10 protein-coding genes and 4 pseudogenes are annotated in these 13,076 nt (G+C 70.9%); 7 read left to right on the top strand and 7 right to left on the bottom strand.

Annotated features, from left to right (window positions below; genetic code table 11):
• Positions 1-10: 10 nt before the first annotated feature.
• Positions 11-943, bottom strand: coding sequence for a serine protease (locus tag KUM38_RS11930; protein WP_217129303.1), 933 nt, complete (start codon positions 941-943; stop codon positions 11-13).
• Positions 944-1,177: 234 nt separating this feature from the next.
• Positions 1,178-1,990, bottom strand: a complete 813-nt coding sequence (locus KUM38_RS11925; RefSeq protein WP_217129302.1) for a hypothetical protein — start codon at positions 1,988-1,990, stop codon at positions 1,178-1,180.
• Positions 1,991-2,114: 124 nt separating this feature from the next.
• On the opposite strand from KUM38_RS11925, the gene KUM38_RS11920 reads away from it, so the two are divergent.
• Together KUM38_RS11920 and KUM38_RS41800 are read left to right on the top strand one after the other, a co-directional pair.
• Positions 2,115-3,326, top strand: coding sequence for a pyridoxal phosphate-dependent aminotransferase (locus tag KUM38_RS11920; protein WP_217129301.1), 1,212 nt, complete (start codon positions 2,115-2,117; stop codon positions 3,324-3,326).
• Between the two features lie 91 nt (positions 3,327-3,417).
• Positions 3,418-3,843, top strand: coding sequence for a hypothetical protein (locus tag KUM38_RS41800; RefSeq protein WP_254397081.1), 426 nt, complete (start codon positions 3,418-3,420; stop codon positions 3,841-3,843).
• A gap of 83 nt (positions 3,844-3,926) precedes the next feature.
• Here KUM38_RS41800 and KUM38_RS43575 read toward each other — a convergent pair.
• Positions 3,927-5,603, bottom strand: a pseudogene (locus tag KUM38_RS43575) (Ig-like domain repeat protein); the annotation flags it as partial.
• A gap of 280 nt (positions 5,604-5,883) precedes the next feature.
• Here KUM38_RS43575 and KUM38_RS41795 point away from each other — a divergent pair.
• Entirely contained in the window at positions 5,884-6,558 is a 675-nt protein-coding gene (locus KUM38_RS41795; protein ID WP_254397056.1) for a hypothetical protein, read from the top strand.
• 270 nt (positions 6,559-6,828) lie between these two features.
• Here KUM38_RS41795 and KUM38_RS11905 read toward each other — a convergent pair whose 3' ends face one another.
• The gene (locus KUM38_RS11905) at positions 6,829-7,644 is read right to left on the bottom strand and encodes a hypothetical protein (protein ID WP_217129300.1); all 816 of its coding nucleotides are present in this window, start codon (positions 7,642-7,644) and stop codon (positions 6,829-6,831) included.
• Between the two features lie 73 nt (positions 7,645-7,717).
• Between KUM38_RS11905 and KUM38_RS43570 the strand changes: the two are divergent.
• Positions 7,718-7,876, top strand: a pseudogene (locus KUM38_RS43570) (IS5/IS1182 family transposase); the annotation flags it as partial.
• Between the two features lie 368 nt (positions 7,877-8,244).
• Here KUM38_RS43570 and KUM38_RS11900 read toward each other — a convergent pair.
• Complete coding sequence (locus KUM38_RS11900; protein ID WP_217129299.1) at positions 8,245-8,973, bottom strand: hypothetical protein; 729 nt, start codon at positions 8,971-8,973, stop codon at positions 8,245-8,247.
• Positions 8,974-9,204: 231 nt separating this feature from the next.
• On the opposite strand from KUM38_RS11900, the gene KUM38_RS41785 reads away from it, so the two are divergent.
• The 3 genes from KUM38_RS41785 (at position 9,205) to KUM38_RS11885 (ending at position 12,009) form a co-directional block, all read left to right on the top strand.
• Positions 9,205-9,747 (top strand): SMI1/KNR4 family protein, encoded by a 543-nt coding sequence (locus KUM38_RS41785; protein ID WP_254397055.1) that lies wholly within the window; start codon positions 9,205-9,207, stop codon positions 9,745-9,747.
• 181 nt (positions 9,748-9,928) lie between these two features.
• A complete protein-coding gene (locus KUM38_RS11890; protein ID WP_217129298.1) occupies positions 9,929-11,311 on the top strand; it encodes an SMI1/KNR4 family protein in 1,383 nt (460 codons plus the stop codon).
• A complete protein-coding gene (locus KUM38_RS11885) occupies positions 11,308-12,009 on the top strand; it encodes a hypothetical protein (RefSeq protein WP_308408951.1) in 702 nt (233 codons plus the stop codon). The genes KUM38_RS11890 and KUM38_RS11885 overlap by 4 nt, the downstream gene beginning before the upstream one ends.
• A gap of 7 nt (positions 12,010-12,016) precedes the next feature.
• On the opposite strand, the pseudogene KUM38_RS11880 reads toward KUM38_RS11885, so the two are convergent.
• Both KUM38_RS11880 and KUM38_RS11875 read right to left on the bottom strand, forming a co-directional pair.
• Positions 12,017-12,199: pseudogene (locus KUM38_RS11880) on the bottom strand (DUF397 domain-containing protein); the annotation flags it as partial.
• A 27-nt stretch (positions 12,200-12,226) separates the two neighbouring features.
• Positions 12,227-13,076: pseudogene (locus KUM38_RS11875) on the bottom strand (ATP-binding domain-containing protein); the annotation flags it as partial.

Genomic DNA, 13,076 nt, shown 5'->3' with positions numbered 1-13,076 from the left:
CCTCACGTCCTTACGGCTTGGGGACGGCGCAGCCGCTCGCGCTCAGGTCGAGCTTGTTGTCCACGCCGAAACAGGCGGGGAACAGGTAGGTCTGCTGGGCGTAGTTGATGCCCTGGCGGACCGTGACCCGGCCGTTCTCGTCGACCTCGCACGGGTTGTTGACCGTGCAGCGCTCGCCGTCCGTGTTGCCGGTGTTGTTGACGGCGACCACCTGGCCGGTGGCGCCGTCGACGACCGGTGAACCGGAGGTGCCGCCGATGGTGTCGCAGGCGGAGGTGTAACGGACCGAGTCCTTCCAGGTCCAGTCCCCCTCCTTCATGCGGTACGCGAATCCGTCGATGGAGCAGGTGTAGATCCGCTTCCAGTAGCCGGACACCACGCTGATGGCCGTACCGGCCGTCGGGCGGGTGCCGCTCAGCTTCAGCGCGTCGATGCCGTACGCGCTCTTGATCTGCGCGTACGTCGTGCCCAGCCGGTAGATCGCGGCGTCCGTGTCGGTCATGGTCGCGTAGACGAGCCGGTCGGCGCGCAGGGTGGCGACCTTGGAGCCGGCGGAGTTCAGCAGTCCGAAGGTGCGGCTGGACGCCCGGTCGACGAGGACCTGGCCGGGTGCGGGGAAGCCGCTCTCCAGGCAGTGGCCGTTGGTGAGCACGAGTGCCGGGTCGTCGTCCGCCGAGCCGGGCATGCGGACGACGGAGCCGGAGCAGTTGCTGAGCGAGACGGTCCCGGCGAAGTTCACCGCGCCCTCCTCGGGCGCGGTGAGTCCGGACAGGGTGTCCGCCGCGGTCCCGACCACGCCGTTGACGACATCCGTCAGCGTGGTCGGGACCGCGTCCGTGGTCGTGTCCGCGCCCGTGGGGGAAGGCGCGGCGGCGACCGCGGGAGTCGCGCCCGCCCCGGCGAAGGCCAGGGCGCAGAGCGCGACGACGAGAGGTTTTCTCATGGGGGTCCCCTCTTGCGGCGTCGGGCGGCCGGGAATCCTCCGGCCGCCCACAGAATTGTCATGCGCATTGTCAGCACGTGAGCGGCGAGGGGACAAGGACTTGTTTCCGGCCGGTAGCTTCGTCGCGTGATCAGGGTCCCCCGAGGGGGCGGGGGCGGAGGCGACGGGCGCGGGGAGAGTCCGTGTGAAGGTGATGGACGGAGGGGGCGGAGGGGATGAAGGGGCGGGCGGTCGTCACCTGGACCACTTCGGCCCCTGCCCCCTCCCCGGCCGGTCGTCGGAGTCGCTCGGGTCGGGGTCGCCCGGCTCCGTGGTGACGGGGGGAGCCACCGTCGGGTCGTCCGCCGGTGCGGTGGTGGTGCCGGTCGACGGCTCGGCCGACGACTCGGTCGACGGCTCGGCCGACATCCCGCCGGACGGGTCCTCTTCGCCCTTCCGGTCCTCGTCCGGGACGCTCGCCCCCGGGGAGCCCCGACCGGCCGAGGGGCCGCCGCCGGCGGACGGCTCCCCGGCGGGAAGGGACGCGCCCGGCTCCCCGGACGACGCACCCGGTTCCCCGGACGACGCCCCGGCCTCCCCGGCCTCCCCGGCCGTCGGTCCCGTACGGCCGCCCTTGCCGCCGGAAACGCCGGACGGCGAGCCCGAGAAGGCGAACCCCGCGATCAGCGCCGCCACCGACACCGCGCCCACCGCTCCGGCGACCGCCACCGCGCGGCGCGAGCGCCGGGCGCCGGCCGCACGCCGGCCGCGCCTGCCCGAGCCCCGGCGCGAGCGTCCCGCACCGTCCGCGGCCACGCCGCCCTCACGGGGACCGGGCACGCCGGGCCGCGGCCCGTCCTCCCCTCGTACGGAGGACGCGTCCTGCTCCCCCACCGACGGCAGCTCGCGCGTCTCGTCGTACGCGTTCTGCCAGCCGTGAGCACTCGCCGGGTCGACGTACGCGTCGTACTCCGGGGGCGGGGCGGTCTGCGGGAGGTACACGTTCGGCGGACCCTGGGGCGCCGGCGTGCCGTTCCCCCCATCGGCGTACGGAGAAGGGATGGACATGGCGGCGCATTGTAGGGAAGCGGGGCGCTCCGAGGACAGTGAGCGGACAAACCATCCGAATCGGAGCGTCTCACGTGGCGGAAAACACGGTCCGAGGGTCCATACCGGGCCGTAAGCTCCCAGCATGCAGGTGATCCAGTCGACCAAGCTCGCCAACGTCTGTTACGAGATCCGGGGCCCGGTGCTCGAGGAGGCGATGCGGCTGGAAGCGGCCGGTCACCGCATCCTCAAGCTGAACACCGGCAACCCGGCGGCGTTCGGCTTCGAGTGCCCGCCCGAGATCCTGGAGGACATCCTCCGCAACGTGTCGACGGCACACGGCTACGGCGACGCGAAGGGCCTGCTGGCCGCGCGCCGGGCGGTCGTCATGCACAACCAGACCCTCGGCATCGAGACCGACGTCGAGCACGTCTTCATCGGCAACGGCGTCTCCGAGCTGATCGTGATGGCGATGCAGGGCCTGCTGGACGACGGCGACGAGGTGCTCGTCCCCGCGCCCGACTACCCGCTGTGGACGGCGGCCGTCTCCCTCTCCGGCGGCACGGCGGTGCACTACCGCTGCGACGAGCAGTCCGACTGGATGCCGGACCTCGCCGACGTGGAGCGCAAGGTCACCGACCGCACCAAGGCGATCGTCATCATCAACCCGAACAACCCGACCGGCGCGGTCTACGACGAGGCGGTCGTCAAGGGCCTCACCGACATCGCCCGCCGCCACAACCTGCTGGTCTGCTCGGACGAGATCTACGACAAGATCCTCTACGACGACGCGAAGCACATCCCCACCGCCTCCGTAGCCCCCGATCTGCTCACCCTCACCTTCAACGGCATGTCGAAGGCGTACCGGGTGGCCGGCTACCGGGTGGGCTGGATGTCGATCTCGGGCCCGCGCGCCCACGCCGACTCCTACATCGAGGGCCTGACGATCCTGGCGAACATGCGCCTGTGCGCGAACATGCCGGGCCAGCACGGCGTGGTCGCGGCGCTCAGCGGACGCCAGACGATCAACGACCTGGTGCTGCCGGGCGGGCGGCTGCGCGAGCAGCGGGACACGGCGTACGAGCTGCTGACCCAGATCCCGGGCGTGAGCTGTGTGAAGCCGAAGGGGGCGCTGTACCTCTTCCCGCGGCTCGACCCCGACGTCTTCAAGATCAAGGACGACCGGCGGATGGTGCTCGACCTGCTGCGCCGCGAGAAGATCATGGTGGTCCAGGGCACCGGCTTCAACTGGCCGGAGCCGGACCACTTCCGGGTGGTGACCCTGCCGTCGGTCACCGACCTGCGGGACGCGGTCGGGCGGATCGCCCGCTTCCTGGACGGTTACGGCCAGCCCTGAGACCTTTCGCGAACATCCTTTTTATGAACGACTCAACTTTAGACTGAATCCAAGCTAGGATGGTTTCCTGTTGCATCACAGGAGGCCATCCATGTACGAACCGATCCGTGCCAAGTCGGTCCACAGCACGATGGCCGGCACCCCCCACGACTTCCCCCACCGCTCCCGTGAGGAAGAGCTGGACATCCAGCTCGCGGGGCATCTCGCCGCGCTGCTCGCCGTCACCGACGAGCTGCGCGCGGCGGTCCCCTCGGCCGATCTGGACGCCGCGGCCGAGCGGCTCGCCGGGCAGATAACCCGCCTGCGGGGAGGACGTACGCCAGCCCGCGCGTCGGCGACCACGACGGGTCGCGAGCCGAACGCGGCGGCCCTGCACCGGCGGGCCCACGCGCTCGCCGGCCGCGCCCTGGTCGTCGCCGCCTCCCGCGCCGACACGGCGGCTGCGATCCTCGCCGCCGAGCGGATGGACGCGCACACCGCGGCCCTGGAGCCGCGCGCCCTCGCGTCCTCCCACTGAGCCCCCACGGGGGCTCCCCCCGACGGCCCCGGTCCGCGTGCACCCGCAGCGACGCGCGGACCGGGCGCCACACATCCCCCACCGTCGACGGGCCAGCTGACCGTGTAGGTCGTCTCGCGCCGGGTGCGCGGCAGATCGTCGATGGTGAAGGTGCCGTCGGCGGCGACCGTCACCGACGACAACGTGCCGGTGCCGAGCCGGTCGGCGCGCTCCACCTTCAGCACGGCCCGCTCCGGCAGCGCCTTGCCCTGCGCGGCGAACGTGCCGGTGATCCGGACGCCGGTGCTCATCGACGCCTCCGCCGGAGCCGTGAGCGCGATCGAGCTGGCCGCCTTGCCGACGGACACCGTGTGGGTGACGTCGGTGGCCGGGCGGTGGGTGAGGTCGCCGAGGAACGACACGGTGTACGTGGCGTCGCCGACCAGGTCCGGCTCGTCGAGGACGGTGAAGGTGCCGTCCGCCTTGACGGTCGCGGTGCCCAGCTCGTGCGTGCCGTTCGCGTCCGTGCGGGTCGCCGTGACCTTCAGCGGCTCGGCGGGGGCCGGGCCGTCGAACTCCAGCTTCCCGCGCACCGCCAGCGGCTCGCCGGCGGTGGCCTGGCTGTGGGTCAGCCCGCCGGTGAAGCGGCTGTCGTACTGGACGGCCGGCGGCTGGACGATGTGCAGCCAGTACTGGTTGCCGGCCGCGTTGGTGGTGACCGCGAAGAGACGGGAGCCGTCGGCCGACCACTCCATGCCGCGCGGCGCGACACGGTCGCCGTCCTGGCTGCCCTCGAAGACGAACTCGAGCGGGGCGGTGGAATCAGTCGGGTCGGCGGGCTGGACCAGCAGGTCGGGGGTGGCGCCGGTGGCCGAGGCGCCGCGTGCGATGTACGTGCCGTCGCCGCTGAAGGCGACCGAGCTGGCGGTGGCGCCCGTGGGCAGGGCCTGGTAACCGTTCGCGTCGTCCGACAGGTCGCCGGTGTTCAGCAACCGGGTGCCGGCGGAGGCGTCGGCGAGAGCGACCTTCGTGCCGTCCGGGGAGACGGCGATGTCCTTCAGGTTCAGGGCGCCGTTGCCCGCGCTGTCGGCGAACCGGCGGGTGGCGTTCCGTACGGGGGTCTCTCCGCTGCCGTCGAAGACGCTGACGAACGGGTTGGGCGCCGAGGAGTTGAGCACCCCCTGGCCCATCACGAACGTGTCGTTCGGGCCGCCCTCCAGCAGGAGCTTGCCGGAGTCGTTCCAGCCGGTGCGCTGCCAGCCGCCGTTGACGACCGTGTCCATGTGGGACGTGGCCGTGGAGCACTGGGAGAGAGGGTCGGCCACCTGCGAGGTGTAGTAAGGCTTACCGCCCGCGACGACGACTTCCCGACCGCAGTAGTCGCTGTTGGCGTTGGCCGTGCTCTTGAGTGCGAGCGTGGTGGTGTCGTAGGCGTAGAGCCGGTAGCGGTCCCCGGCGAAGAGGGTGCCGGCGTCGGCGCTGAGCGCCAGGCCGGAGGCGTGGTACGGCAGGGTGATGGTGGAGACGCGCACGCCCGTGAAGTCGTAGACGGCGATCTGCCCGGTGTTGCTGGAGGAGCCGAGGTTGGCGTCGGCGAGGAAGACACGCTGATGGACGTTGTCGACGGCCAGCGCCGAGTACGTGGTGAACGGCAGCTTGGCCACGCTGTCGGATGCGGCCGCGTGCGCCGCGGGCGCGACGGCGACGGTGAGTCCGGTCCCGGCGAGTGCGGCGGCGAGAACGGTGGCCGCGAGGCGTCTGGATCGTCGTGCTGTATTCAACTGTGCCCCCCACAGGCTGTGTCGGCGACCCGCACGGAAGGCCGTTCTCACCCGCGGAACGGGGGAACAGCCGTTCGGGTCGTACAAGATCGGGAGCGTACACCGGCACACCGCGCGTCGCGGCGGGTTTCCGACGGCGTGGCGCCGCACCTCCACCCCGGCCGGACGGACATCCGCATCGCACGGTGTGCCCCTCGGGTTGACTCGGCGGCGACGCGGTGCCCGATAATCGTCCGCCGCATCCGTGGCGGCGTCGGCCCGACATGGCGGAAGGAGCCTGGTGACGGCAACGACTGGCCTGTGGCTGCGCGGTTTCCTGGCCGTCGGCCTGTACGCCGTCGCGGTCGGCACGCTGGCCCTGGCCCTTCCCGCCGTGGGCGCCGAGCACACTCCGACCAGCGACCCCGACACCGCCGCCGGCGCCTTCCTCTGCCTGACCCTGTCCACCCTGTCCCTCGCCCTCACCGCGGGGGTGTCGCGCCGGTGGAGGACCGCACGGCTGCTGTGCCTCCTCCATCTGGTGCTCGTCGTGATCGTCTGGACGCGGGTGCCGAGCCCGTTCGCCTCGTACGGCGGGGAACCGGAGCGGCGCTTCCCGGGCGCCTTCCCGGGCAGCATCACCGATGTGAGCGCGGACCGGGCGTTCCGCGACCACGGGCTCCGGGTGCCGGCGACGGCGGAGGTCGTCGGGTACTGGGCGTGGTCCGCGGACGACACGTACCCGATGGCGGCCGTGCTGCGGATGCCCTGCTCGGCGCTGCCGGACTTCGTCTCCGGCAGCGGGCTGCGCCCGGCCTCCTCCGCCGAGGGGGGCGTCACCGGTGTCCGGGTCTTCGCCGAGGACCACGGGTGGGCCGGCGACGAGTCGGACCCGCTGTACCTGCGGGACCGGGACCACGCGGGCGTCATCACCCACCGGACCGGCCCGGAACGCACGGTGTACCTGCACACATGACCGGCGTACGGATACGCGCGGCCCGCGAGGCGTCGGCCGGCACCGGTCCGGTTCGCGGCACTCCTCGACCACGCCCGGACGGCCGACCGGCTCCCGCCCGGCCCCGAGGAGTCTCCATGGAGAAGTCAAGCTAGTTGGCCGCGAGGGCACAGGCCCCGCCAACGACACGGTCGGCATCGCTGCCCTATTGAGCCCTCAAAGCCGTTGGGTGGAGTTCCTCTGCGGAGAGAGCTGATCCGGCGAGACGCTGATCGGGGGTGTGAACAGTGGTCAACTGCGAGTCAGAGCTCTCAGCTTGCCGCTGATGTCCTGTTGGAATGAGCTCTGCATGTCTTCGTACGGGGTGGTCGAATACCAGCGTCCCTCCACGAAGAGCGGATGGCCGGACGCTGTGAGCCGGCAGGGGATGTCACCCTTCTCCAAGTCGGCAAGGAACACGTCCGCCTTCACGACGGCCGCTTCGTACTCACTCGCTTCGGGGTCCCGGTAGGTCGTCACGCGGAACAGCAGGGCGTAGCTCTTGTTCAGCCCGACGTCGAGGATCTTCCTGAGCCGCTTGGCGGGGTCCTTCTCGACGCCCTTGTACGGCTCGTAGCCGTATTGGCTGGTCACCTCGAAGTGATGGGTGCCCAACGGACCCTGCGGGCCGGTGATCCACATGCCGCGGATGAGCCAGCCTGGCGCCACTGCGAACCTGCCCAGCCTCCAGCCGGGATTGTCCGCGATCCGCTCCGGGGCGCCGGCCTCGCTCGCCAGCGCTATGTCGACATTGCCCCCTTGGCCGGGGCTGTTGTAGCTGTCCAGGACAAGGGACTTGTGGTCGAAGTAGTGGAACTCCGGCTGCGGGTCCAGCACTCTGTCGCACGAGTCCTTGCCGGGGTTCTCCTTGGGCACGTGCGAAGCGGCGGCGGCGAGAGCCGCACGTCGCTGCTCAAAGCGCGGCCGGTACTCCTTGAGAATCGCCTTCAGGGCCTTGTCCGTGCGCTCCTCCTCACTCTCACCGCCCCCGCCGCAGCCGGACAGCAGCATCGCGACCCCGACCGCCGACATGCCCAGGGCGGCGCCCTTCCCCGTCCTCGTGCGCATCGGAGCCCTTCCCCTTGATGTCACCGTCCGCAAGCGTGCCCGACACTGGCTTCCCTGACACCGGTATGGGGGAATCGGCCGGTCACGGGGCGGACTCACAACGAAAATCCACCTGCCAAGCGACGGCGGCTGTCGTCCGCTGGCCGCCCTGATCATGGCGGGACAGTGGGGTACCGCCCCTCAGCTCATCCCGGTCATGGACCGCATCCGTGGTCCCAGCCCTGCTCAGGGGCCTCACCCTCGCTAAGAACTTAACGGCTCCGGCTGAATGGGGGGTAGCCCTGGGAATGGCTCGAATCACGAAATGGTACGGCGAGCGAGCTCGTGACGGCAGTGGCCAGAACGCACCCCTCTTGTCGAAGGGGACGGCCACTCCTCGCTAGCCACTCCTCGCTAGCCACTACTGGCAGGCCCTACTCAGCCACATCCGGCCCTCCCGGACCGCCTGACAACTTACGGAGACCCTGCTGGACGAGTGCCGTGTGCGGTGGACGGGTGTGTACGTCCTCCTCTACGCCGATGACCGGCTCGAGCCGACCCACCTGGGCGTCTTCGGATACTCGGGCGACTGAGCCGTGGAGCTGCTCGGAGAGCTCCCGCTCACACCCGGGAGGCATCCGGCTCCAGGAAAACGGCGACGAGCCGGTCGCTGAAGGAGCCGGCGGCGCTGTCGCCTGTCGTCTCGGCGCGGTACGCACGGATCGCCGGGTCGGTGAGGGTGAGAGTCAGCACCGGGCAGTCCGCAACGTCGTTGGTGTGCTCGGGCGAGCACGTGTTGACGTCGAGCAGGCTGTGGCCCGGACACACGGCCCCGGCAGGCAACTCCACGTCCAGAAGCAACTCCTCGCCCGGATCGACACGGAAACGGCCGGATGCCGGGACGTCCACAGGCTTGCCCATGAAACCGCTGTCCACGACGGTCGCGGTGAGACCGCGGGCGGATGCGCGGACGCCCTCACCGTGGGGGCCGTAGAGATCGAGCGTGACCCGGCCTTCGGCCACCGGTGCGTCGAGTACCAGGGGGCGGTCGCCCGTTCGGATGGCCGCGTGGACGGTGAAGCGGGGTTCGCCCGGCGTCTTCGACCCCGGGTCGTGGTAGCCCCAGCTGGTGAGCACCAACTGTGGGCCCCTGCTCCCCTCACCTTCCCCTTCCCCCCGCGGTTCCGGGCGCGGCCATTCGTCCATCCCGCATTTCGAGAGCTGGGCCGTGCCGCCGGCGGAAAGCGGACTGTCCCGCAACGGCTCGGCAGCGGGCTGCCGATCCGCGGATGCGCGCGGCTCGGGCGTTGTGGCGGAATACGTCAGTACCAACAGACCCACGACGAGCACGGCGAGGATCGACCAGGAGCGCAGGGAAACGCGGAACACTCAGCCACGTCCTCGCGCTCGGCCGACCGTCCCGGCACCGTCACCGTCACCGGCACCAGGTCGTCCGCGGTCGTCGGCCCGGGGGAACCATTCCATGACGCTCATGATTCTTTCTGCGCACTCGACGGCAAGAACGTCACTGGAGTGCCCGCCGGCCACGGTGGGCAAGAACAACGCGGATCGGCGGGCGACATGCTGAGGATCGAAGAGCTGGAGGCCGTACTGCCGTCGATGACACGATGGCGTGTTCATGGGGAGCGCGGCGTGAACTGGGCTCTCCTCGAGGCGGAGCTCGGGTCGGCACTGCCCTCGGACTTCCGCTCTCTGGCGGAGGCGTATCCGGTCCTGGTCATCGGCGGGTTCCTGACAGTGTCCGTTCCCCGGCCCGGGGCTGAGGCCTTGTGGGCGTCCGAGTCCAGGGAGGACGAGGTCCTTCACGATCTGTACGAGAGGGACGACACCCACGGCTACATCCCCTTCCCACAACCGGGAGGCCTGCTCTCCTGGGGGGAGTCGCACTCAGGGGATTCCTTCTACTGGAGGACGAGTCCCGCGGACCCGGACGCATGGCCGGTGGTCGTGCGCGGAGACAACGGAGACTGGTCGGAATTCCCGGTCGGCGCTGTCGAATTCCTGACCGGCGTGTACCGGCGCACCATCCACGTACCCGGTATGCCCAGGGGCTTTCCGAGTGACTCCCCCGAGGTACTGGGCCTGAGCGACCGCATCGACTGAGCTGAACGGTCGGAGCCCCGTCCAGCGGCCGCGCCACCCCGTGTCAGTGGGCGACCCTATGATCACGCCCGGATCCCGGAGGCGGCCCACCTGAGCATCTTCGGACACTCGGGCGACTGAGTTGCCCCGCCGTGACCCGTCGTTTCCCTGCCCTCGACCACCCACCGACCGGAGAGTGCCGTTGTCCTCGATACATGACCTCGCGACCTGGGAGCCGCTGCTGCGGCTGGTGCGGGACTCCCACGCGGAGCAGCTTGCCGCGCCGGGTGGTTGCTTCACGGGCCAGATCGGTCTGGGCGGTTGGACCCTGCCCGCGCCGCAGCCGCGACCGGAGCCGGGGCGAGCCTTGCAGGTGGCGGACATGCAGGACCAGTTCACCGCCGTGGAACGGGTACAGGACGCCCTCCGGGCCGACGGCGTGAACAACGTGTCGTACGTGGTCGAGACGGCGCCGGACGGGAGGTCGCTGCTCCATGTCGTCGACTCGGGCCCTGCCGTGGAGTACGGCGTCGTCAGCCCCTTCCTGGGAGCTCTGCTCCTGGTCGAGGGCGCCGTTCCCGAACCCTGGCGGCGCCTGCCCGAGGCGGTGCCGGGTGCTGCGCCGGCGCCGTCGGCGGACCCGGCGCTGCTGGAGCGGACTCTTCGCGAGCGGCTTCCCGACGCCATCGGTGCCACCGAGGAGGAGATCGCCGCAGCGGAAGCGCGCCTCGGTGTCGCGCTGCCCGACGAGCTCAAGGCGCTCTACCGGGTGACGCGGGCGCGGTGGCAGGACTGGAGCGGCGACTACGAGGCGCAGGAACGCGTCAGCGACGCGGTCGGCTGTGAGCTCTTCTCCCTGGACGGGCTGTACATAGCGGACGCGGCCTCCCGTCCCTGCCCTTGGCAGTTCGCTGCCGACGACGCCGTCGTCACCGCCCCGGACGCCGCCGTGCAGGGCCTCGTCGGCTCGCCCGGCTGGATCGTCTTCGGCGACAACGGGGGCGGCGACCGGCTGGCCCTCGACCTGACGCCGGGCCCGGGTGGACACACCGGGCAGGTCATCGTGATCGACCACGAGCGGACCATCGGCGCCGGACTGTGTGCCGAGTCCCTCACCGACATGGTGATCAACCGCCCCGACGGCCGACACCAGGACCGTGACGCGGACAACCCGCCGGTGGTGGCCCGGGTGAACATCCACTACCTGGACAGTGTGGAGGCCGCCGCCCGTCCCGAGCTGGAGGTGCTCGGCATCGGCCGGCGGAAGGGCGAGCCGGTCAGCCTCGCCCCGGTCGTCGGGCTTCCCCGCCTGCGGACCCTCACCGCCATTCCGGGCACGCTCGCCGACCCCCTGGAGATCGCCGGGCTGACGGGTCTGGAGTACCTGAGTCTCGGCCCCGAGGACTGGCGTGTCCTGCTCGACGCCGGTGCCGTCCCCCGGAGCCTGTCGGCGGCCCACATCGAGGTGCAGGGCGAACAGCACCCGCTGCCGATCCTCGACCTCGCCAACGAACTCCTCGCCCTGTGGGACCGCCCCCTCATCAGCCGGACGGTCTTCGAAGCCCGCCTGGACACCGACCGGTGAGCGAGGACGGACTGGAGGAGTGGGCGCCTCCGCGCGAGTACGAGATCGAGATCGGTACCGAGCCGCTGGACCGGCCGGCCCGGAACTCGGTCGGCGGATGGCCCTACTTCGACGACGACCAGGAGTGGCCGCGGTGCTTCTGCGGCGAACGTATGGCGCTGTTCTTCCAACTGGATCTGCCGGACGACATCGAGTTCTTCGGCGGAGAACACCTGTCGGTGTTCCAGTGCGCCCACCACAACAGCGCGTCGAACCCGGTGGCGGTCGACGACCGCCTCGTGCCCCGGTTCTGGGAGGCTCCGCAGCCGCCGTTCCCGGGCTCGTTCTGGCGGGTGCTGCTCCAGCGCGACCCGGGGATTCCGGAAGCGGAACCCGAACCGACCGTACGCGCCCTGCCGCTGGCCCTGCGGCCCTGCGTGGCCACGCACGGACCGTTCACCATGTTCTTCAAGGTAGGTGGTACGGCGGCCTGGGCGCTGTACCCCGAGCACTACCGGTGCGCGTGCGGCGCGGAGATGGCGTTCGTCTGCCAGATGCCGGAGTTTCAGGAGTTCGGCGTCCACCCCGGGGCTCCGGTGCAGCCCCACAGCATCCGGGACGACGCCTACTTCCTGTTCCTCGGCAACGAGGTCTACCTGCTGGCCTGCCCGAAGCGTTGCGACCCGGCGGCCGTCTTTCCGGTGAACCAGCGCGGCTGACCTTGGATCACTTGAGGGACGCGACGAACGACGTCCACGCCGGGGCCGTGATGGTGAGGACCGGGCCGTGGGGGACCTTGGAGTCACGGACGGGGACTACGGCGGTGTGGGCGTCGCAGACCTCGAGGCAGTCGCCGCCGTCGCCGTTGCTGTAGGTGCTCTTGCGCCAGCGGGCGGCGCCGGGTGCGCCCGCGGCGTCGCCGCGGGCGCCGAGCCGTCAGGCGGGCTGGACGGTGAGGGTGCAGAGGCGCTTGGTGGCCCGGGTCAGGGCTACGTACAAGTCCCTTTCCCCGCCAGGGCGGGCCGTGATGATTTCCTCGGGGTTCACGACGACGACCCCGTCGAATTCCAGGCCGCGCGCCTCGGACGCCGGCACGATGCGTGCGTGGGGAGCGACGCCCTGGGCCGTCAGCTCGCTCACCCTGGTGTCCGCGCAGATCACTCCCAGAAGCTCGCCCGGATGCGCGGTGCTCTGGGCCCGGAGTTCCCGAACGACGGAGGTGACCAGCCCGTCCGGAGGTGTGGTCACGGTGCGAGGGCTCTCACCGCTTCGCAGCGACCGTGTGGGCTTCTGGTCCGGAGCGATCCGCGTGAGCAGGTCCCGGACGCTCTCCAGGATCTCCTGCGTGGTGCGGTAACTGACGGTCAGATGGTGCAGCTTGAACCGCGGTCCGACGTGGGGGCTCAGTGCTTCCTTCCAGTCGCGTGCTGTCGCGACCGGGCCTGCCTGGGCGAAGTCGCCCACCAGCGTCATCGCCCTCGCCGGGCAGCGGCGGACGATCATCCGCCACTGCATGGCGGTCAGTTCCTGCGCCTCGTCGACGACGACGTGCCCGTACGTCCGCTCAGGGGGGCCGTCGACCAGGCTCGCCGCCTCGTCCAGCAACGGCACATCGGCATCGGTCCACGGGGCGTCCGGACCGCGCAGCAGAAGGGACCGCTCCTGCGCGGTCAGGCGGGGCAGGTGCTCGGCGAGAGCGCCGGCGTCCGTCAGGAGCATCTTCACGAGGTCACCGGGTACCAGCCGCGGCCACAACGCCTCGACCGCTCGGTCGACGCCGGCGTCG

This window comes from Streptomyces sp. AC558_RSS880 (assembly GCF_019049255.1).
Lineage (GTDB): Bacteria > Actinomycetota > Actinomycetes > Streptomycetales > Streptomycetaceae > Streptomyces.
Note: the sequence above shows the minus strand (reverse complement) of the source record. Positions and strands in the feature narration are given on the sequence as shown.

Bases quoted from the DNA above. Each gene is read 5' to 3' on its own strand.
- KUM38_RS11930 (WP_217129303.1), bottom strand. From the start codon at position 943: ATGAGAAAACCTCTCGTCGTCGCGCTCTGCGCCCTGGCCTTCGCCGGG.
- KUM38_RS11925 (WP_217129302.1), bottom strand. From the start codon at position 1,990: ATGTCCATCCCTTCTCCGTACGCCGATGGGGGGAACGGCACGCCGGCG.
- KUM38_RS11920 (WP_217129301.1), top strand. From the start codon at position 2,115: ATGCAGGTGATCCAGTCGACCAAGCTCGCCAACGTCTGTTACGAGATC.
- KUM38_RS41800 (WP_254397081.1), top strand. From the start codon at position 3,418: ATGTACGAACCGATCCGTGCCAAGTCGGTCCACAGCACGATGGCCGGC.
- KUM38_RS11905 (WP_217129300.1), bottom strand. From the start codon at position 7,644: ATGCGCACGAGGACGGGGAAGGGCGCCGCCCTGGGCATGTCGGCGGTC.
- KUM38_RS41785 (WP_254397055.1), top strand. From the start codon at position 9,205: ATGCTGAGGATCGAAGAGCTGGAGGCCGTACTGCCGTCGATGACACGA.